This is a genomic window from Claveliimonas sp. (assembly GCF_037273965.1).
Taxonomy (GTDB): domain Bacteria; phylum Bacillota; class Clostridia; order Lachnospirales; family Lachnospiraceae; genus Claveliimonas; species Claveliimonas bilis.
The window spans coordinates 1-19,752 of record NZ_JAYAZJ010000068.1; the positions used below are offsets into that span (position 1 = coordinate 1).

The 19,752-nt window shown below is 40.1% G+C and carries 21 protein-coding genes; 14 read left to right on the top strand and 7 right to left on the bottom strand.

What is annotated here, in order from left to right; translation table 11 throughout:
* Positions 1-572 (top strand): LPXTG cell wall anchor domain-containing protein (locus tag WJ238_RS05360; protein ID WP_337606349.1); only part of this gene is annotated, 572 nt, incomplete at its 5' end.
* A 514-nt stretch (positions 573-1,086) separates the two neighbouring features.
* On the opposite strand, the gene WJ238_RS05365 is transcribed toward WJ238_RS05360, so the two are convergent.
* The 7 genes from WJ238_RS05365 to WJ238_RS05395 all read right to left on the bottom strand — a co-directional run bounded on the left by WJ238_RS05365 (position 1,087) and on the right by WJ238_RS05395 (position 6,551).
* Entirely contained in the window at positions 1,087-1,386 is a 300-nt protein-coding gene (locus WJ238_RS05365; RefSeq protein ID WP_311136023.1) for a DUF6262 family protein, read from the bottom strand.
* On the bottom strand, positions 1,349-1,999 hold the full coding sequence (locus tag WJ238_RS05370) for a site-specific integrase (protein WP_337606350.1): 651 nt from the start codon (positions 1,997-1,999) through the stop codon (positions 1,349-1,351). The genes WJ238_RS05365 and WJ238_RS05370 overlap by 38 nt, the downstream gene beginning before the upstream one ends.
* Positions 2,000-3,044: 1,045 nt before the next feature.
* Positions 3,045-3,458: a dUTP diphosphatase gene (locus WJ238_RS05375; RefSeq protein WP_089705374.1), complete on the bottom strand. Its 414-nt coding sequence runs from the start codon at positions 3,456-3,458 to the stop codon at positions 3,045-3,047.
* Positions 3,455-4,222: an FAD-dependent thymidylate synthase gene (locus tag WJ238_RS05380; protein WP_337606351.1), complete on the bottom strand. Its 768-nt coding sequence runs from the start codon at positions 4,220-4,222 to the stop codon at positions 3,455-3,457. Before WJ238_RS05380 ends, WJ238_RS05375 begins: the two co-directional genes overlap by 4 nt.
* Positions 4,209-4,535, bottom strand: coding sequence for a hypothetical protein (locus tag WJ238_RS05385; RefSeq protein ID WP_089705367.1), 327 nt, complete (start codon positions 4,533-4,535; stop codon positions 4,209-4,211). The genes WJ238_RS05380 and WJ238_RS05385 overlap by 14 nt, the downstream gene beginning before the upstream one ends.
* A complete protein-coding gene (locus WJ238_RS05390) occupies positions 4,532-6,187 on the bottom strand; it encodes a relaxase/mobilization nuclease domain-containing protein (protein ID WP_226395540.1) in 1,656 nt (551 codons plus the stop codon). Before WJ238_RS05390 ends, WJ238_RS05385 begins: the two co-directional genes overlap by 4 nt.
* Entirely contained in the window at positions 6,165-6,551 is a 387-nt protein-coding gene (locus tag WJ238_RS05395; RefSeq protein WP_204713203.1) for a plasmid mobilization protein, read from the bottom strand. The genes WJ238_RS05390 and WJ238_RS05395 overlap by 23 nt, the downstream gene beginning before the upstream one ends.
* 153 nt (positions 6,552-6,704) lie before the next feature.
* Between WJ238_RS05395 and WJ238_RS05400 the strand changes: the two genes are divergently transcribed.
* From WJ238_RS05400 to WJ238_RS05460, 13 genes are all read left to right on the top strand, one after another.
* On the top strand, positions 6,705-6,836 hold the full coding sequence (locus tag WJ238_RS05400) for a hypothetical protein (RefSeq protein ID WP_337606353.1): 132 nt from the start codon (positions 6,705-6,707) through the stop codon (positions 6,834-6,836).
* A 228-nt stretch (positions 6,837-7,064) separates the two neighbouring features.
* On the top strand, positions 7,065-7,247 hold the full coding sequence (locus tag WJ238_RS05405; protein WP_204713204.1) for a helix-turn-helix domain-containing protein: 183 nt from the start codon (positions 7,065-7,067) through the stop codon (positions 7,245-7,247).
* A 72-nt stretch (positions 7,248-7,319) separates the two neighbouring features.
* Positions 7,320-8,309 (top strand): helix-turn-helix domain-containing protein, encoded by a 990-nt coding sequence (locus tag WJ238_RS05410; protein WP_204713205.1) that lies wholly within the window; start codon positions 7,320-7,322, stop codon positions 8,307-8,309.
* Entirely contained in the window at positions 8,281-9,672 is a 1,392-nt protein-coding gene (locus WJ238_RS05415) for a tyrosine-type recombinase/integrase (protein ID WP_256195523.1), read from the top strand. The genes WJ238_RS05410 and WJ238_RS05415 overlap by 29 nt, the downstream gene beginning before the upstream one ends.
* Positions 9,673-9,776: 104 nt before the next feature.
* Positions 9,777-10,370 (top strand): type IV toxin-antitoxin system AbiEi family antitoxin domain-containing protein, encoded by a 594-nt coding sequence (locus WJ238_RS05420; RefSeq protein WP_191432671.1) that lies wholly within the window; start codon positions 9,777-9,779, stop codon positions 10,368-10,370.
* 690 nt (positions 10,371-11,060) lie between these two features.
* Positions 11,061-12,077, top strand: a complete 1,017-nt coding sequence (locus WJ238_RS05425) for a LacI family DNA-binding transcriptional regulator (protein WP_337606354.1) — start codon at positions 11,061-11,063, stop codon at positions 12,075-12,077.
* Positions 12,078-12,190: 113 nt separating this feature from the next.
* Positions 12,191-13,588, top strand: coding sequence for an ABC transporter substrate-binding protein (locus WJ238_RS05430; protein WP_337606355.1), 1,398 nt, complete (start codon positions 12,191-12,193; stop codon positions 13,586-13,588).
* A gap of 66 nt (positions 13,589-13,654) precedes the next feature.
* Positions 13,655-14,530 (top strand): carbohydrate ABC transporter permease, encoded by an 876-nt coding sequence (locus WJ238_RS05435; RefSeq protein ID WP_256196158.1) that lies wholly within the window; start codon positions 13,655-13,657, stop codon positions 14,528-14,530.
* A gap of 12 nt (positions 14,531-14,542) precedes the next feature.
* A complete protein-coding gene (locus WJ238_RS05440) occupies positions 14,543-15,409 on the top strand; it encodes a carbohydrate ABC transporter permease (RefSeq protein ID WP_337606356.1) in 867 nt (288 codons plus the stop codon).
* A 19-nt stretch (positions 15,410-15,428) separates the two neighbouring features.
* Entirely contained in the window at positions 15,429-16,496 is a 1,068-nt protein-coding gene (locus tag WJ238_RS05445; RefSeq protein WP_337606357.1) for a Gfo/Idh/MocA family protein, read from the top strand.
* Positions 16,490-17,377 carry an amidohydrolase family protein gene (locus WJ238_RS05450; protein WP_337606358.1) on the top strand — a complete coding sequence of 296 codons (888 nt, stop codon included), beginning with the start codon at positions 16,490-16,492 and terminating at the stop codon, positions 17,375-17,377. The genes WJ238_RS05445 and WJ238_RS05450 overlap by 7 nt, the downstream gene beginning before the upstream one ends.
* Positions 17,368-18,723, top strand: coding sequence for a hypothetical protein (locus WJ238_RS05455; protein ID WP_337606359.1), 1,356 nt, complete (start codon positions 17,368-17,370; stop codon positions 18,721-18,723). The genes WJ238_RS05450 and WJ238_RS05455 overlap by 10 nt, the downstream gene beginning before the upstream one ends.
* Before the next feature lie 54 nt (positions 18,724-18,777).
* Positions 18,778-19,740, top strand: coding sequence for a sugar kinase (locus tag WJ238_RS05460; protein ID WP_337606360.1), 963 nt, complete (start codon positions 18,778-18,780; stop codon positions 19,738-19,740).
* Positions 19,741-19,752 lie beyond the last annotated feature (12 nt).

Here is a 19,752-nt window from a genome sequence, read left to right on the forward strand (position 1 = left end):
TGGGAAACCGTCCGGAACTGAAAGAGGAGCTGCCGGGCCTGCTGTCCATTTACGACATCAGCGTCCGCCAGAATGGGGAAACCCTTGAAATCAAGGACAATCCCATGACGGTGAAAATCCCGCTGAACGACCACCTGAAAGGCTACAAATACTATCAGGCGGTGTATCTGGGCGACCCATTGGAACGCTTTGACGCGGTGGTGGAAGGAGACTTCCTCGTGTTTGAAACCGACCATTTGAGCCAGTACGCAATCCTTGGTTCTAACACGCCGTTTGAAACCAGCGAAAAGCCGACCGACCCCACCGACCCAACTGACCCCACTACTCCAACAGATCCCACCGATCCGGCTGGGCCGACTGACCCGACCACCCCGACAGACCCCGCTGACCCGGCTGACCCAACCGACCCAGCCAAACCCGAACAGCAGGGCAAGCCTTCTGAGCAAATAGAAAGCCCCCAGACCGGGGACAGCAGCAATATGATGCTGTGGATTGGTCTAATGTTGGCCTCCTGCGGCGGTGTTATAGGTATGGCGGTTTACAGCAAAAGAAAAAAACTGCATGCTAAATAACAGATGATTGAGATTTCATCTCATTGACAACATCAGTTACAGGCGGTGACGGCTTAAAAACCGCCACCGTCTTTTTTGTGCTAATTTAAGCGATGGAACTATTAACAATGAAAAAAATTATAATTGTGGCGGTATGCCTGATAATTGCGGCTTTATCTATTTATAAAATTTCAGGGTATTTGCTGGAAATGCTGGAAAGCCAAAATTTGAACGATTCACTTACGAAGGAAGTAGTAATGAAACTTCCACAGGACGCTGAAAGCAACCAGTCGGAACAAGAATCTGTACAGGAAACTGCGCCGATCATAGTAGATTTTGAGGTTTTACAGACAGAAAACAAGGACATCATCGCATGGCTGCACTGCCCCGATACCAAGATAAACTATCCGGTGGCGCAGAGCGAGGATAACAGCTACTACCTTCGTCGCCTGCTGGACGGCTCTTGGAACACGGCAGGGACCATTTTTATGGACTACCGCAACAGCGCAGATTTTTCAGACCGGCATACTGTGATTTACGGACATAATATGAAGAATGATACAACGATTTCGTTGTCCATCGCCATATCGAGAATGTTCTTTCGGGGATCAGTCATTCCGACCTGCTGTTCAAGTGCCTTGTCCAGTGTGCTTCGTACAATGGGGTTCTTGTAAAAAAATCCTCTCGACAATCCTGTCTTAGCAATCAGCTTCGGAATCGTTATTTTCTCTCCCTCATCCAGCATTTTAAAGATTGTCTTTTTAGCAAGTTCAATCTTGTCCGCACTGCTCTTTCGGTTACAGGCGACCATCTTTTCGTATTTGCTCATATTCATCCTCCCATCCGTCTAAGTTGTTTAATATTATCGCCGAGAGCTTGCCCTGTATGTAGTAGGCGTTGCCCTTTAAGGTGCATACCTCGCTGATGCGCAGGCCGACTCCCCAAAGGTGCAGGTACATGATCCTTATCGTTTCGGGGAAACAGCAGAGCTTTTCGAGAATTTCATCCGCGGCCTCTTGAGCTACACTCCGGTCAAGATGCCGTGGGATTATTTTCTTCAGACAGCATTCTGCATCGAAGGGTATCCGTTCAATGTACTGCCGAACCTTGAGAAAATTGAAGAAGTGCTGTATGCACATGACATTCTTATTGTAGGTTTCAGCTTGTACCGACCGCTGTCGCTGTTTTTTGAAGTAGTCATCCATCTGTGCCGGAGTCACCGAGCATACATCCTCATTTTCATCTTGGCATATATCGTTCAGAAAATTTCGGATAGCAGAATGTTCTCCGCGAATCACACTCACCGACAGGTTGGTGATGCCAAGTCCGTATCGGATGTATTTTTTCAGTAATTCCCGGTTTTTCTTATGCGTAACTTCTGTGAAGGAGATTGAGGATACCGGACTTGCCGCATCCAGCCTTTCTGGCTGTATCTGAAAACGTTCCATGTACCAGACATGGGCATTCCAGTTAATCTTTTCGGTCTGCATGAACAGTGCTTTTCGGCAAATCCTGACTTGGCAAAACAACGCCAACAATATGTTATTCAACAGATGGTGAGATATGGTTACATAAGCGAGGACGAGGGAAAAGAACTGTCGCAGTAAGGAGGATGAAATAAGAATGAAAAAATACTTGTTGTAGATGATGACTTAGATTACTTAGCGTTTTTAGTTACTGTTTTGGGAAAAGAATTTGAAATTTATGTAGCATCTGGTGTTAAAGAAGCCTTACAGGTGTTGGGAAATATCGAAATTGATGAAATTTGCTCCGATTATAGCGAAGGATGGCACCGGCTTAGACTTGCTTAGAGAAATACGTCAAAAGGATTTGACAACACCATTCCTGCTTATGTCTGGTGGTGATGATAAGAGGCTCGAAAAAGAGGCTAAGCAGTATAGCGGGGGATTTTGTTGTAAAACCGATTATGACTTCTTGTCGAAGGTGCGGGAATTAGTAAATATTGAAACATGATATTTCTATCATCTGCCAAGCGACAGTAAAAGAAAACCCCATCATGCATAGAGAAAAAATGAGAAAGTGTCTGCGGGAGTTCGTATTATTATGGTGAATAGCAAGTTTAGGGGAAACGAATGAAAATCATTATCGAAAAACTGAAAATTGCTACTAAAATTCTAATCATGTGTATTTTTTTCATTACTGCATGTATTTTTTTCATATTCTTAAGTGTATGTGAAATATTGACAAGCGCTTTTATAGAATGGACAGACGGAGACTCAAATCTTTAGCTGGAGGAGGAATGAATTGAAAGACGAATTTGTAGAATCTTTTTTTGCAGAAAGTAATACGAATATCAGCACAGCTTTCAGAAAAGCCTATTAATATACCAAGTTGTTTCTGTGTAAGATGATTTTTCTTTCTTAAATGCTTTAGTTTTTCTCCGAATGTAATCATAGTGATGTTTTCCCTTTGTCTACTGATTTTAATGATCTGGGTGCCGGTAATAAGCCGGCACCTGTTATAAATCTTTTTCTATTCTCCTGTACTTCCAAAAGCATGGGTTCCCCGCTTGTTACCGAGATTAAATACAAAGTCTGCAATGATCACGGGTGTGATGACAAGCTGCCCGATCCGCATGTCCTTTGAGATTGACTGTCTGAAATTACTGATATTGCTGATGATCGCATGGATCTCTCCGCGATATCCGGAGTCTATAGGAGGCAGCTCACAGACCAGTCCTTTTACTGCCATGCTGCTTCTCGGAAATACAAAGCCGGCATATCCGTCAGGAAGTTCCAAACCAAATCCAAGAGGCACTTTTATAATCTCCCCGGGTTTTAAAGTACAGTCAAAGGGAATATATACATCTGCACCTGCATCATTTGCGTGCAGCCTGAGGGGAGAATGTTCCGGAACCAATCCGAAGTCAATCAGCTTTATTTTCATTCTGTTTCACCTCCGGTCAGATATGGATAATCCTGATGAAGGATCTCATGAGGAAGGAGAAGTCTGCTGATCGGATGACCGCAGGATATTTTTCCTTCCAGGCATTTATCCCGCTGACAGTATGGACCTGTCAGAGCCGGGGCAAACAGAGGATTGCTGTATTCATAAAGCTCCTTCCAGACACGGAGCATGACAATCCGCGTTTCGTCTGTGTTTCTTCTGCATGAGCGCTGACCGATCATGTGCTTCCACTGATAAGGTGTGGCGCTGATGATCAGGATATTTCTTAATCCCTGAGGCGTGGCATAGCCTGCGGCGTCGTGCCCGATCCCTGCTCTGCACAGCCGGCCATAGCAGTCGAGGTCTGACCGGCAGCTGTCTTCATAAAGCATCTGTATCTCTGGGGAAGCTGTCAGTATTTCATAAGGAACTGCAAATTCTGCTTCGCCGGAATAATTGCTGTACTGCAGGGAGGCACTCATAAATTTTACTTCATTCTGATGCCGGGTGATCTGTGAGAGAAATCTCCGGCTGGCGCCGACCACAGCGACAGTAATGACAGTAAATTTCTGGATTGCAGGATGAGGAAGCTGACCGAGAGTTTTAACAGTTTCGTCCAAAAAGGATTTTTCGTACAGCTTCACTAAATCATCCATCGAATGGATCATATGTCCCCGCTGTGTAAGCCTTGCTGCAAAGACCATGTTTTTTTCCGCTTCCCTGACAGCGGAGCAGTTCAGGATTTTAGTTTCAATTTTGTTCATAGGGTGCCTCCTCTCTGATAATTGCTGCTAATAAGAAAAGATAATTCAGGCTGTCGGTAATCTTTTCTTCCCACATTTCTTTTTTAAATGATTCGTTTTTGGCATAACACATATCATACAGAGATACGATATGTTTTGCCATCATTCCCACCAGAGCGCGCTGGGGCGTGCAGCCCTGTAAGGAGGCGGCAATTTTAAATGCGGAGAGCCTGTCCAGGTTATCGCCGGTATACTCTTTTCTTTTGTTATTTAAAGTGGTCTCACATTTCATTACCTGATTGGCAAAGATCAGCTTAAATTCTGATTGTGTCATAATGCTTCTTCTTTCCTTTCTTTCTGTGATTTTTGATGTTCTGTTGTTCTTGGATGAATTATTTCTGTTTCCATAGCCTGGCGCCTGAGGATAGCGTCCACGTTGGCAGAAACGGTTTCTAATTCTTTACAATGGTTCTTATAGTTATGAATAACTGTTTTCTGGCTGTCGATGGTTTCCTGCAGTTTCTGCTTCCTCTTTTTTAGTGATTTCAGTGAAAGCATTTTCCCGTCAGGATAGAAATCTTTCAGCCAGTCCCGGGCTTCTTCATAAGCCGTGATCTCAGATACATGCTCGTTTCTGAAATTCTTCTTGTTTCCGGATTTTAAAAATTCTGCATAGATGCTTTTGGAAGCGAAGTATTGTCCGGTGTAGTGGATCTGCGAGTTGAGCACTTTCATTTTTTCAGTGAGCTCCCGCTTTTTGTCGTAAGCCTCTGTCAGCCTTTCCTGCGCCTTCGAAGTGACTGCACTCAGATCTTTTCTGGTATTGTAGCCATGCTCCTGTATGTAGATCAGGGTGTTTGCCATTTGCTGGAGATTGGTGATCTTTACTCTCTGCGCATATGCTTCGCTTTGCATAGCTTTTACATTTGTCTGCAGATCAACTACCAGACGAAGCTGTGTGCGATAATAGAAGATTGCAAGCGGATCTCTCCGATAATCAGTTTCCGGAGAATGATATGCTGTTGCTTTTTTCTCTGCACGTATCCCTTTTACATTCCGGGAGAAAAGTTCTTCCAGATGATCCCGTCCATAGTCCGTACCCAGAGCTTTTTCAGTGATACGCTGGCTGCGGTCCGGATGAAGATAGCGGTACCTGCCTCTCTGTGAGATCACCGAGATATTGTAATTCTCCAAAAGAAGGGATTGGAATTCTTCAAAATTTTTTGCTTCCCGGGAGCAATCTTTTATTGCCTTCCGCAGGAAATCTTTTTGCGTCTGGAATGTCGTTGCAGATGGCTTGAGCCCCTCAGCAGTAATCTTTTTATTGATCTTTTCCATCTTTTCCTGACCGCGTGACTTCGCACGGAACTCAGCCTCCGTTACTTTTTCGGGAGCGGGCGAGAGCAGATCGATCTGATGTAACCCTTCCCGTTCACACATAGCCATGACCTCTTTTTTGAAGTGTTCCATAAATTTGTTCGTAGATCTGTGCTTTCCTCCCGCTTTATAGTCACTTGCCTGAGTCATATAATCTTCTTTTTCCGTTTCGTTTGCTCTTACGCTGTTGATCACGATATGTGTATGTATGTTTCCGGAATGATTTTCGCCGTCAGTATGTGTAACCACAAGAGCCTGATGTCCCGGAAACATTTTTTGAGCTACCTCTAAAGATAACTCCTGAGCCTTTTCCCCGGTAAGACCGCAATCTGATGCATCCCTGGGATCGTAACTGATGATATAATGATGGCTTTTGATTTCGCCTGGCCGTCTGTTCTTATTGAATGTTCTATTAGTCCCGGAACAGTCAAGATCAAAAGTTTCAGGAGTACAGTTTAATCCATCTGCATAGAATTCTTCTCTGAGCATAGGCTGTCCATATTCGTTAAGGAGCAGTGTTTTTGTTTTTTCATCGTGCTGATAGAAGAGATAATTTATGGCATCTGTGTAGTTGGCATTTTTGCTTTTAATATGCTTTACGATTGCCATTCAGATCACCTGCCAATTTCAAAATTTCTTTTTTCAGAGAAAAAAGATCTGCCAGGCAGTGATGAATTTCTTCTTCCATCGCCATAGACCTTTCACCACCTGTATTAAAATATTTTGCAATCTGATTGAGGTTAGAACCGATTTTCCCGTACTGCATCAGAAGTTCACGAATGTCGTCACTGTTGATTACAATCTGATATTTTGCTGTCATTTTTTTATTCAGAATGAGACCGCGGATATATTCAGAACGAGATAAGCGTACTCCGTCAGCATGTTGATCGAGAATTGAAAGTTCGATATCGGTAAGTTTTACACACACAATATTTTTTCGTTTTTCGCTTTCTTTTTTTTCTCTGGGTGCCATTCTTCCTCCTTCCTTCTAAAGTCACAGGCTTCCGCAAAACTGAACCTCCACTACATCTGGCTGTCCCTTCCAGATATAGTGATGCGTACAACTTATGTTGGAAGCCAATTTGAATTTCATAGCAACTATCAATGAGAAGTCACAGGAGTTGCTGTGAAATTTCCGAGGGTATGGGGAAACGGAATCCCCATCAAGATCGCTACTAAGAGCAATACAGAGAAGTCAAGAATGACGATACTGTATTACTTAGTGGATCTTGCTCTTGTTATCCCGAATTCGGGATAACGCTATAAAAATCTAAAAACCCTCTCACTTAAACAAATGGAAAAACAGGAATATACAATCGTCCTTCAAAAATTCTTTAAAAAAATGTAAAAGAAATGGTGAAGGCAATCTCTGTCAAAAGAAAATAAAAAAAGTAAAATCGGGAGTTGTAAAGCCCCCTTTGAGCATTTGTTTAATATGAAGAGATTTTTTTCATTCAAAATAATTTACAGAAAGAGGTTGTGCGTTATGGCAGAGAAAAGATGTTACACGGTGCGCGAATTACAGGAAATACTGGGGATCAGCCGTCCGACAGTTTATAACCTTTTGAAAAAAAATGAGTTTCGCTGGATCCGGCTGGATGGCGGAAAGTACCGTATCTCCAAAAAAAGTTTTGACGACTGGCTTGATAATCAGCCGCCGGAACAGTAAAAATAATCCGTCGATATAGTAACGGTTTATGAAAATATCCGTTATCCTTTCTGTAAGAAGGGAGAGATTCTGATGAATAGAAAAACAGACATGACAGAAGAAGAATATCAGGAACTGGTCAGAAATATTGAAGAACACAGCCAGTACCAAATGAAACCTTCTTTGCCAAAGAAATGGATGACTGTTACCGAAATGGGAGATCTGTTGGGATTAAAGAAAACGGATCGTTACTGGCTTGTCCATAAAAATGTATTTGAATCAAAGAAGATTGCCGGAAAGATGCGGGTTAATATCGGCAGCTTTGAAAAATGGTACGCCAATCAGGTGAAGTACAGGAAAATTACCGGAGAGGAGCCGGGGCAGGAATTAAATGAATGGTCTTTTTCTGCCCGTGATATTGCTCATCTGTTGGGAATTACTGAAGCTGTGGCATATGACCTGATCAAGCGTGAGAAAATCGATACGGTTAAGGTCGATTATTGGAACAGGATACCTAAGGAAGTTTTCTGGAACTGGTACAATAATCAGTCGAGATATCAGACCGTTGAAGACCGAAAAGCGAAGAAAGACTTGTATGCGGCTACCATCAGTATGCCGGAAATAGCAAAGTTGCTGGGAATTAGCAGAAAAGCTGTTTATACGATCCTTAAAAGCAGGAAATACGGGAAATTATTTGAAACTGTGGTGATTGCTGATCAGAAGCGGATCACAAAAGAGAGTTTTCAGAAATTCCTAAATGAGCAGGATGAGTATCAGCTGGATCCTTCCAATGATTATGAGGAACTTTCCAAGGAAGAAAATATTGCTCTGGCAACTTTCCGCAGAAAGAAGCTTCTTGAAACAGGGAACCGCAGGAGCAATGGCAATCTAAATTATCTGACACCGGAGGAAGCGGCGATGATGGCGAAGGTTTCAAGATCGACAGTTGTAAACTGGTACCAACAGGAAGAGTTTCCGATCATATATGTTGGTAATCGAATACGTATCAGGCGACGGGAGTTTGAAAAATGGCTGAAAGAAAGGAACAGGGTAAATGGCATCCATAGTAGAAAGAAATCATAAGTTTAAGGTAGTTTATTATTATAAGAATGATGCGGGAAAAAGAATACAAAAATGGGAAACCTATGACACAAAAGCAGAAGCCCGCAAACGGAAAAAGGAAATTGAATATAAGCAGGAGCTGGGAACTTTTGTGGCCCCTAAATGTACTTATCTGTCTGAACTTCTTGATGAATATGTAATAATATACGGAACAAAGGCATGGGTAATGTCTACATATCAGGGGAAAGTCGGCCTGATAAAAAACTATATCAAGCCGATGATCGGTAAAGCGAAGCTTTCCGACCTGAATACGCATTTCATTGAGAAATATTATCAGACTCTTTTGAATACACCTGCTGTAGTCAATCCGATGACCGGGAAGGCAAAGAATGAATTCGTAGGGACGGGTACTATCAGGGAAATCCATAAATTGCTGAGAAATTGTTTTGAGCAGGCGATCAAATGGGAGCTGATGGAAAAAAATCCATGTCAGCGGGCGACTGTTCCAAAACATACGCCGATGAAACGAGAGATCTGGGGAGCGGATACCATGATGCATGCAATGGATGTATGTAAGGATGAGAAAGTTGTGATCGCATGCAATCTCATTTTTGCCTGTACATTGCGCCCCGGTGAGGTTACAGGGCTCACATGGGACTGCATGGACATATCGCCTGAAGCGATTGAAGAAGACAGAGCTTATATCATTATAAATAAAGAATTGCAGAGAGTGACAAAGGAGGCTCTAAAAGCATTGGATGGAAAAGATGTTCTTCTGGTGTTTCCGGAAACAAAGAAATCAAATAAAACGGTACGTATACTGAAAAAGCCCAAGACAGAGGATAGCGAAAGGAAAATCTTCCTCCCGAAGACAGTCGCTCTTATGCTCGTGGAATGGAAGAAAAAGCAGGAGCAGGAAAAGGAAGTACTGGGAGAAGAATACATGGACTTTAATCTTGTCCTCGCAACGGCTTACGGACTTCCGGTCGGAGAGGCGGTCATATTGAAGGGCTTGAAAAAACTGATCGCGGATAATAATCTTCCATCTGTTGTCACACACAGCCTCCGGCATACCAGCGTTACTTATAAGCTGAAGCTGAACGGCGGCGATATCAAAGCTACCCAGGGAGATTCCGGGCATTCTCAGGCGAATATGATACTGAATGTTTATTCTCATATCCTGGATGATGACAGAAGAAAAAATGCAGAACTGTTTGAAAAAGCATTCTATGAAAAGAAAGAACTCAATCCGGATATCCATCGGCAAATGCCGGAGAATATGTTACAGGTACCTGAAGGAGTGAATGCGGAACTGCTGGAGAAAGTACTGGCTAATCCGGAGATGGCGGCGCTGCTGGCGTCTATGGCGAAAACGTTGGAATAAGCAAGAAAGACAGTAGTGTCATTACAAGAAAAATGGCATACAATACTTTACATTTATGCTTAAAAATAATAAAATATAAGAAAAACTGTAAAGAAGAGATATGTATGACTAAAAGAATGATTTTAGAACAATTAGTTAAAAAAAACCATGGGTATCTCCTTACTTCTCTGGCAGAAAAAAACCAGATTTCCAGGACATATGTAATGGAATATGTGAAGGAGCATGCTATGGAGAAAGTTGCCCGGGGGATTTATATCACTGATGATGTTTGGCCGGATGAATTATTTATCCTTCAGACCAAAAATCCTACTGTTATTTTTTCCGGTGAAACTGCCCTTTATCTGCATGGATTGATTGACAGAGAATATACAGAAGTCTGTATTACAGTACCGAATGGATATAACGCTACTCGTTTGAAAAGTGCTAATGTCAGGGTGAAATATGTGACAAAAGAAATTCACGGTATGGGAGTCTGCAGCGTGCCTTCCATCAGTGGAAATACCGTAAGAGCTTACGATCAAGAAAGATGTATCTGTGAATTGATCAAAGACAGAAAAAAATATGAAGTACAGAATTTTCAGACAGCAGTAAAAGAGTATATGGCAGGGAAAGGGAAAAATTTATCCAGATTGGTGGAATATGCAGAAAAACTGAAAATCAGGGACGAAGTAATGAAATATGTGGAGGTACTGGTATGATTCATACATCAAAACAGTTGAAAGATAAAGTCCGTAACCTTTCAAATCTGGAAAGGTTATACAAAATATACACGAGCTCGTAGTCGAAAAATCGTAGACAAACCGGCCATTACACGGTATAGTATAGATAGTAAATCTGGTCAATTGAATATTGTTATCATTCCTGCAGGGACAGGTATGGTAGCCGATCCTATGTGCAGATGCTGACAGTAATACAAACACCTTTTATTAGCTGCAGCCAATATCCGGCTAATATTCACAGGTTATTTGGGTTTTACAGAGGCTGACAGCAATTGACCGGAAACGATTTGAACAATTGGAGAATAGTGATAAATTCTTATCTTGCGGGTTCTGAACTTGTCAGTGATTGACAGTGGGGAGCAGACCTCCTAAGCTCTAGATGTGGGTTCGATTCCCGCAGGAAACGGTATATAAAGAGTAAAGAGCGGGAATTGTTAGCAGAAATGCATGAACAGTTCCTGCTTTTTCTCTTATTTTTTGTCAGCAGGAAGAGTGTCGATTATAATCTGGAGCAAAACGTGGTCAAACAGAAAGCTTCTTAATATGCATTTTATATAAAAATGTGCGGTGAATTGTGGTAAGAATGCTTAAAATGATATTTGAGATTGACAAATAAAATGTAGAATGGTATTTTATATATATAGAACCGGTCCCATAATGGAGAGAAAGATGTTAAATATAAGAGAAATTGCGAAACTTGCTGGAGTCGGAAAATCAACAGTTTCAAGAGTAATTAATAATACTGGATATGTAAGTGAAGATACAAGAAAAAGAATTGAAAAGGTTATGAAGGAAAATGGATATCATCCTTCGGCAGTTGCTCGGAGTCTGTCAAGGCAACAGACGAATTCTATTGGCATTATTATTCCACAGGCCAATAATCTGTTTTTTAATGAGATTATTACAGGTGTTGAAAATGTTGTAGATGAAAATGGATATGTATTAAGTTTCAGCAATACAAACAATGATCCGGATAAAGAAAATAACGCAGTTTTAGCTTTTATTGAACAAAGAGTAAGCGGTATTATTTTACAGCCGACATTTTCATATGAAGACGCAATATATCAGGAACACTTGTGTAAAACCTTATCACGGTTACAGGCGCCAATTGTCCTTGTAGACCGTCCGCTAAAGCATTCCGTGTGGGACGGGGTATTTTTTGATGGATATCTCGCATCATATCAGGCAACAGCTGCCCTCATTGAGAGCGGAAACAGAACAATAGGAATCATTACAGGAAATCTTGATATGCAATTAGCGAGAGAACGCTTTGAGGGATATATACAGGCAATGAAAGAGCATAATATTCCTGTTCAGGAAAAATATGTTCTCAGAGGCGATTTTACGATGGAAACAGCATATAAATTGGTGAAAGAATGCCTGAAGGAAGGGACTGTTCCGGATGCCTTCTTTACAACAAACAATTTTGCTACCATCGGATTTTTAAAAGCAATTATTGAAAATAATATGACTATAGGAAGGGATATTGCATGTATTTCTTTTGACTATATAGACTTTGCAGATGTTTTAGGAATGAATCTTAGCTATGTGGGAAGGCATAATAACATGGGCGAACTGGCAGGCAAACTGCTTATAGATAGAATTTCCAATAATGAACTTCCGCAAAGGATAGAAAACGTTCAACCGCGTTTAGTGCTCAATGGATCTGAAAAAAAAGTCAGATAATATATTTTTACCAAAAAAGGGACCGGTCCCACAAACGGATGGGAGGTGAATTTTATCAAAAGTGGGAATAATGGAAAATAAAAATTTGGAAAAAGAAAGATTGAGGTGAATGTATGAAAAAGAAAAATTTGGTATTTGGATTGGTTTTATGTATGGCCGTATTGGTATCTGGATGTGGCAGCGAAAGTACAAATTCCGAAGAGGACATGCCAGAAGATGAAAAGGTCGAGTTAACGATATGGCAGCATGAACCTACAGAGCAGAGGGTGACAGCGTGGAATACGGTAATTGAAAAATTTCAGGAGGAGAATCCTAATATTACTGTCAATATGGAAGTTGTACTCTGGGACGATGCCCAAGCAAAGATGTTGAACGCGATTCAAAGTAATACGATGCCGGATATGAACGTTGTATCGGATACAAGCTGGTCATCTGCATATCTTGCAGGAGGGATTGTTGAAGTTGATGACATAGTCGAGGCTATAGATGATGAATACGGCTTTATTGACTCAACGTTATCGAGTTATACAGCAGACGGGCACTATTGGGCTGTACCGATTGACAGTATTTGTTACTCATTAATGTATCGTCCCAGTGCTTTGGAAGCGGCCGGATTTACAGAACCGCCGAAGACATGGTCTGAATTGAAAGAATATGCAGAAAAACTGACGATAGATGAAAACGGGGACGGAGAAATCGACCAGTATGGAATAGGAATTACCTGTTCCAGAGACGCCTTGGCGACAGATACATTTGCGGCATTTATGGCATCGGCCGGAACAGATATATTTAATGAAGACGGAACCATCGGTTTTGATAATGATGCAACTGTCAATGCTCTCGAATTTTATGATGAACTATATCAATATGCGCCACCGGCGGCTTCAGGGTGGTCCTGGGGAGAGATTGAATCTAACTGGGCGGCGAAAACTTTTGCTATGATGCCATATCATTCTCCAAATCTGGCAGCATTTTTTGAAAATGATGATCTTGATATTGCCTGCGCGCCATTCCCCACGCCAGAGGGTGCGGAAGAAAGCTATAAATCAAGTTTTAATCATGCGGTTACAGTGACAAAAGGCGCACAGGAAAATGGACATTATGAAGCATGTAAAAAATTTATAGAATTTCTTGAAAAGCCAGAAATCAGTTGGATAATTACGGTTTGCCAAGAACCGGGATTTTATATTCCGACAACAGAAGCTGGTGCAGAACTCGTTTCTTCAGACTATTTTGACGAAGAAAATTTCCCGATTAAAGATAACTTTGATACGGAAAAAGGTTCTGAAAGCAGACAAATTTTGGACAATTTTTTGAACGTAGCGCTGGAATCCTCCAAGGAGGCATATGCTTTGGGAAATAAATATGGGGCAGTGAATTTGAATACTGCAGAAATTTATAATTCATATATTATATCCGATATGATTCAGAAAGTTTTGCTGACTGGCGAGGATGTTGAGGAAGCCGTAAATTGGGCAACAACCGAAATGAATAAAGTTAATGACCAGTAAGCGAAATAGAAAAGAGCAGGCATATCTGAATTTTTTTCAGATATGCCTGCGGAAAGGGACGCTGCTATGAAGAAGACAAATCAAAAAATCGGATATCTTTTTTTAGCTCCGTTAGCATTGATAGTTATTGTTTTTTTGCTGTACCCGTTTATAAAAGGATTTATATTATCGTTTTTTGAAACGAAATATGGCTTTGGCAATATGCAGTTTGTTGCTTTTGAAAATTATTTTTCTGTTATCAAAGATAAAAGTTTTTTATTAGCAATTAAAAATTCATTGATTTGGGTGCTTGCGGGTCTTGTGTTGAATACAGTTTTTCCCATGTTGATAGCAATATTGATCAACCGTAACTTTATAGGGAAGCAGTTAACTATGGGAATTATGTTGATTTCATGGATGACGCCGGTGGTAGGTTTTTCCATGATGTGGAAATGGCTTTTGGAGCCGCAGCTTGGTATTGTAAATGAGTTTTTGAAATATACCGGAGTTATTGATACGAGCATTAATTTTTTAGGCGATAGCAATTGGGCATTTGGAATTTGTATTTTTTTAAATTTTTTACAGTTTTTCCCGTTTGGAGTTTTGCTGATGCTGTCTGCGCTTAGTGTCATTCCTAATGAGTTATATGATGCAATGAGGATAGATGGGGCAACTCAAATTAAAATTTTTACGAACCTTATCCTTCCGGTAGCAGGTTCTATGATAAGTTTTCTGGCCTTTTTAGGGATTGTATGGACGTTCAGCAATTATTCATTGATTTATGTTTTGACAAAAGGCGGGCCTAATTATTCTACTTATACAGTTCCTATTATGATTTATGAGAAGGCTTTTTCTGAATTTCAAGTAGGACAATCCCTTGCACTGGCAAGTATAGTGGCGGTAGTTTTAATTTTGATAGGCATACTATTTGGAAAAAGCTTTTTTAAGAAAGTGGAAATATAGGAGGGACGTAATATGAAACTGAGTAGATATCGTATACAGCCTTTCCCAAAAAAGAGCCATACAATTTTATTTTATATTGGAATATTTTTGTTTGTATTGGCTCTTGCTTTGCCCTTTATTTATGTGATAGACGCTTCTTTTCAAAACGAGTGGGCAATAAAAACCGGTGATGTTAAATTATTTCCGTCTTCGGTAACCTTACAAAATTATAAAGATTTATTGCTTGAATCGGTGGGCGTAACTGCATTTCGTCAAAACCTGCTTAACAGTCTTAAGATCAGTACCGGAGTTACGTTTTTGTCAATTATTTTAGGAGTGCTTGGCGCATACGGATTATCGAGATACAAATTCAAAGGACGTGATGTTATTGCGAAATGTATGCTTTTTATGTATGTATTTCCAACGATTTTAGCGATATATCCCATATATGATGTACTTGCTAAAATGAATGCCATTGATACACATTTAGGTGTAATACTCGTTCATACAGCATTAGTTGCACCGTTTTGCGCATGGCTTATGAGATCGTTTTTCGATGCAATTCCAAAAGAATTGGAAGAGGCAGCCAAAGTAGACGGGGCAAACAGATTTCAAATTATTACAAAAATTATTCCTTTGGCGGCGGCAGGGATTTTGGCAGCGGGTATGTATGCATTTATATATTCGTGGGGGGAATACATGTTTTCCTCTATTTTAATTACCAGCGGTACAAAAAAGACAATTCCGCTTGCACTGCAGGCATACATGTCGCATACAGATCAGAAATGGGGTAGATTGTTGGCAGGCTGTTCCTTAAATTTTGTTCCGCTGCTGATATTATTTATCCCACTGATGAAAACATTTTTAAAAGGATTTATAGAAGGCGGAGTAAAGCAGTAACACGACATAAGGAGAAAAAATGCAAAAATTAAAAGTTGGAGTAATTGGATGCGGTCAGGTCGCACAGATTATATGGCTTCCATATGTACATGAATTGGATGAATATGAGATAGTAGCGCTGTCAGACATTTCCCAAAAGCTTCTGAATTATTACGGGAACTTATATGGGGTGAAAAAGCTCTATACAGATTGGCATGAGCTTTTGCAGGACAGTGAGATTGAAGCAGTTATTGTTCTGAATAGTAATCACACTGAAGTGTGCATAGAAGCAGCAAAAGCGAAAAAACATATTCTTGTAGAAAAGCCGTTATGTGAGAATGTAGAACAGGCAGAACGGATTGAAAAAGCCGTTACAGAAAATAATGTAATTCTTATGGTAGGAGAAATGAAGCGATATGATTCCGGATACAGGTATGCAAGAAAATTGATTGGAAATATGAAAGGATTAAGGATGATCCGAGCAAGGGATGTATGCGATGGATTATCGGCATCACAACCTGAAATCTATGAGTCAAGAAGAAGAACAGATGTCGAACAAAGAGTAAAAGAAGAATTAAATCAGGCGTTTGAACATGAACTGCGAAAAGTAACAGGAGATATGTCTTCAGATTTATATTATCGTCTTTTGCTTGCGGGAGTACATGATATAGATATCATGCGGGCGGCGTTTGGAGAGCCACAGAAGGTGAATTATTGCGATATCTGGGATGATGGAAATATGCTGATGGCTGAACTGGATTATGGAAAACAGGTGAAAGCCATTCTCGAAGTAGGCTATACAAATCAAAAATGGTTTGACGAAGAGCTGACGGCATATGGAATAGATCAGACAATCACAGTCAAATTTCCGCATCCATATATTCGCAATTGTCCTACTTTAATTAGAATTACAGAAAACAATAATGGAATGATAGTAGACAAAGAAATAAAGGTATCATATGATGAAGCATTTCGAAATGAACTCCGCCATTTTTATGAATGTGTGATAGAAGAAAAAGTACCTGAAACTAGTATTAGCGAAGGTAAAAAGGATATGCAGCTACTGAATGATATTTTTCAATGTTATGTAAGGAGTAAGAAATGTTAGTAATAGATTCACATGCACATCCACCAAGAAAAGGAGTACCGGGAATAGATAACAGAAAAAGGAAAATCCCTAAAAATGAAGAGGATATTGAATCAATTTTTTTGGAAGATATAGATGAAATAATAGCAGAAATGGATGAGCTTCATATCGATAAAAAAGTGTTGATTGCTATGCCTCCAGATATCGAAAGGGAGTTCCATTACGGTGAATATATTCCGGAATATAATATTAGAACACTGACGTCACATGAATGGATCAGTAAAGCTGTAGCTTTATATCCGAGCCGATTCGCAGCATGCGCCTGCTTAAATCCTATAGAGAAGAGTTCAATACAGGCTATTGAAGATCTGGTAAAAAACAAAGGATTTAAAGAGGTCAAGATACATCAAGCACACTACAATTTTGAAGTCAATGACAAACGGGCATATCCATTTTATGAAAAATGTATTGAACTGGATATTCCAGTGGCTTTCCATACAGGATTTTCTCCGGTTCCTTTGATAGATAGGTATATTCCGACAATGCCGCACAATCTTGATGAATTAGCATATGAGTTGCCAGAATTGAAGATTAATATGTGCCACGGGGGCGGAAACTGGTATCAGGATGGTATTATGATAGCACTTCGTAATCGAAATATTGTAATAGATATTGCAGGAATTACAGATCTTTGTGCAAAGCTGGTATATCCGCGGGTGGAAGCAAAGGACCTTATTAAGAGATTCGTTGAAATATTGGGAGCAGACAGAATCCTGTACGGTACAGATAATATGGATAGAGAATTAAATTTAGATATGATGTCAGAGATAGGTCTTACAGACAATGAACTCGAAAAAATCATGGGGAAAAATGCGCAAAGATATTTAAAATTATGGGAATAATATTATTTTTTGATGATTGGAAGATATTAAGTCGTACTGGAATGGAACGAAAGCAGGGAAATCCTTGTATGGAGGAAGATTCTGTTTTTGAGGATGAAAAAACAGAAGGAGCCTGGAATTATCCTGTGGTCTGGAAAGATACTGAAAAAAATAAGTGGCTGGCTATTTATGGGCAAGCGCTTCCCTTTGCTTACGATGAAAAGGCAGGATTTTACATAAAAACAGTGGAATTTTACAGACTCGTCAGTAGTGATGGAATACATTGGAAAAGAAGCAGCCGAACCCCGGTATTTTCAAGAGAGGATGGAGATATTGAAGCCGCTCGAATTGATGGAGGTCCGATATATTATGACTTACAAGAAAGCGATGAAAGCAAAAAGTTGAAACTATTATATCGCCTTTTTGATGCAAACGGAACTCCACAAGAAAGAATAGCATATTCCCAAGATGGGAAGGTATGGACGACTGAAATACTAAAAGGTAAGAACATATTTCATTCGCCGGCATCTATTTTCTACAATAGAGAAGAAAAAAAGTATTACATATCAAATTGGTTTCATGTTCATGACAGGCGTATTGCATTTTATGCAACAAAGGATTTTAAAAAGGTAGAAGATCCGATATACGTTTTACAGGCAGATGGTGAAGATGATTGTGCAGCAGAAACATATGCTTTGCTCGTCTTTCCATATGAAAATATTTATATAGGATTGTTGTGGATGTTTCATGGCGATACTAAAGAAATTAAAGTGAACAGACTGAAAGGGTATATGGACTGTCAGTTAGTATACAGCTACAATGGTAAGAATTTCCAAAGAGTATTTCATAAACCGTTCATTGCGAGAAACAGCAGGGGCAAACATGCAGGAGGCAGCGTATTTCCCACATCTATAGTGGTCAACGACGATGAAATATTTATATATGCCAGCGGCTCCAAGGGTGAGATGTTTAAATATCAAGAGGAGTGTGATGCTGCTTTATTCAGATATAACATGCGAAAGGATGGTTTTGCTTACTTGACTTCTTATACAACAGGGGAGGTGTGCACAAAAGCAGTTAAATTTTACGGTGATAAATTTGATTTGAACATATGTGCACCTTATGGAGTTGTAAAAGTGCAGATTTTAAATGAAGACGGCAAAATAATCGAAGGGATGTCTTATGAAGAGTGTACATGTAAATCGATAGATAGCGTCGAATGGAGTCCGACTTGGAATGGAGGGAAAACGATAGCGGATATTAAAAACCAGGTTGTATTTATTGAAATAGAAATCAGCAATGGAGAAATATACGCTATACGAGGAGATTTTGATGTCCTTGGAGCAAATTATATTAAACTGGAGTGACAAAAACTAAGAGGCTGAAGTATCAGATTATATTTTGAAGAAAGGGGGAGAGTAATGAACGAAGATAAAAAGTGGGATGTTTTGACATATGGAGAAACTATGGCTGTTTTTCTCCCAGAGCAAAAACAACGTCTTCGTTATGTAGATACATTCAAAAAAGGAGTAGCAGGAGCGGAAAGTAACGTAGCTATAGGAGTAGCTAAGCTTGGGCATTCAAGCTGCTGGATCAGCAAAGTGGGTGATGATGAATTAGGAGAATACATTTTGAAAGAAATCAGAGGAGAGGGAGTAGATGTTACTGCTGTTACGAAAGAAGACAAAGCGCCTACAGGCTTAATGATAAAGCAATTTGGTCCAATGAATGAAACAAGTGTTTTCTATTACCGTAAAAATTCAGCGGCCAGCACTCTTTCTTCAAAAGATGTCAGAAGCGATCATATTAGAGCAGCCCGAATTGTTCATATTACAGGAGTAACCTCTGCATTAAGCGATAGCTGTGCAGAAATGAACTACGAAATCGCAAGTATAGCGAAAAAAGCAGGAGTTTCTTTGAGCTTTGATCCCAATATCCGATTAAAACTGTGGGATAAAGAAAAAGCAAACAGAGCGTTAATACCGTTACTGGAGTTATGCGACATCGTAGAAATGGGAATTGACGAGGCAGAAATTCTATTGGGGACTGATAGAACAGATGAAATAATCCGGATATTACGGGAAATGAATATAAAAAAAATAGCAATAAAGATGGGAAGCGCAGGAGCAATTGTAGCTGATACAAATTGTGTATATAAAATACCTGCATATAAAGTTTCGGCAGTAGACAATATAGGAGCCGGAGATGCATTTGTAGCAGGATTTCTGTGCGGAATAATTGAAAGAAAAGAGTTAGATATTTGTGGGAAAATGGGAGCATTGATGGGAGCGCAGGCGGTTACCGCTGCGGGAGATATAGAAGGCCTTCCAGATAGGCGAAAGTTGAATATGCTCATGGATGGAATTCAAAGTATACATAGGTAAAAACTGTATTGA

Coding starts and splice junctions, on each gene's coding strand:
- WJ238_RS05370 (WP_337606350.1), bottom strand. CDS start 1,999: ATGGAACGTTTTCAGATACAGCCAGAAAGGCTGGATGCGGCAAGTCCG.
- WJ238_RS05385 (WP_089705367.1), bottom strand. CDS start 4,535: ATGACACAATCAGAATTTAAGCTGATCTTTGCCAATCAGGTAATGAAA.
- WJ238_RS05415 (WP_256195523.1), top strand. CDS start 8,281: ATGGCATCCATAGTAGAAAGAAATCATAAGTTTAAGGTAGTTTATTAT.
- WJ238_RS05455 (WP_337606359.1), top strand. CDS start 17,368: ATGGGAATAATATTATTTTTTGATGATTGGAAGATATTAAGTCGTACT.
- WJ238_RS05390 (WP_226395540.1), bottom strand. CDS start 6,187: ATGGCAATCGTAAAGCATATTAAAAGCAAAAATGCCAACTACACAGAT.
- WJ238_RS05365 (WP_311136023.1), bottom strand. CDS start 1,386: ATGAATATGAGCAAATACGAAAAGATGGTCGCCTGTAACCGAAAGAGC.
- WJ238_RS05450 (WP_337606358.1), top strand. CDS start 16,490: ATGTTAGTAATAGATTCACATGCACATCCACCAAGAAAAGGAGTACCG.
- WJ238_RS05410 (WP_204713205.1), top strand. CDS start 7,320: ATGAATAGAAAAACAGACATGACAGAAGAAGAATATCAGGAACTGGTC.
- WJ238_RS05440 (WP_337606356.1), top strand. CDS start 14,543: ATGAAACTGAGTAGATATCGTATACAGCCTTTCCCAAAAAAGAGCCAT.
- WJ238_RS05405 (WP_204713204.1), top strand. CDS start 7,065: ATGGCAGAGAAAAGATGTTACACGGTGCGCGAATTACAGGAAATACTG.
- WJ238_RS05435 (WP_256196158.1), top strand. CDS start 13,655: ATGAAGAAGACAAATCAAAAAATCGGATATCTTTTTTTAGCTCCGTTA.
- WJ238_RS05425 (WP_337606354.1), top strand. CDS start 11,061: ATGTTAAATATAAGAGAAATTGCGAAACTTGCTGGAGTCGGAAAATCA.
- WJ238_RS05445 (WP_337606357.1), top strand. CDS start 15,429: ATGCAAAAATTAAAAGTTGGAGTAATTGGATGCGGTCAGGTCGCACAG.
- WJ238_RS05395 (WP_204713203.1), bottom strand. CDS start 6,551: ATGGCACCCAGAGAAAAAAAAGAAAGCGAAAAACGAAAAAATATTGTG.
- WJ238_RS05375 (WP_089705374.1), bottom strand. CDS start 3,458: ATGAAAATAAAGCTGATTGACTTCGGATTGGTTCCGGAACATTCTCCC.
- WJ238_RS05430 (WP_337606355.1), top strand. CDS start 12,191: ATGAAAAAGAAAAATTTGGTATTTGGATTGGTTTTATGTATGGCCGTA.
- WJ238_RS05460 (WP_337606360.1), top strand. CDS start 18,778: ATGAACGAAGATAAAAAGTGGGATGTTTTGACATATGGAGAAACTATG.
- WJ238_RS05380 (WP_337606351.1), bottom strand. CDS start 4,222: ATGAACAAAATTGAAACTAAAATCCTGAACTGCTCCGCTGTCAGGGAA.
- WJ238_RS05420 (WP_191432671.1), top strand. CDS start 9,777: ATGACTAAAAGAATGATTTTAGAACAATTAGTTAAAAAAAACCATGGG.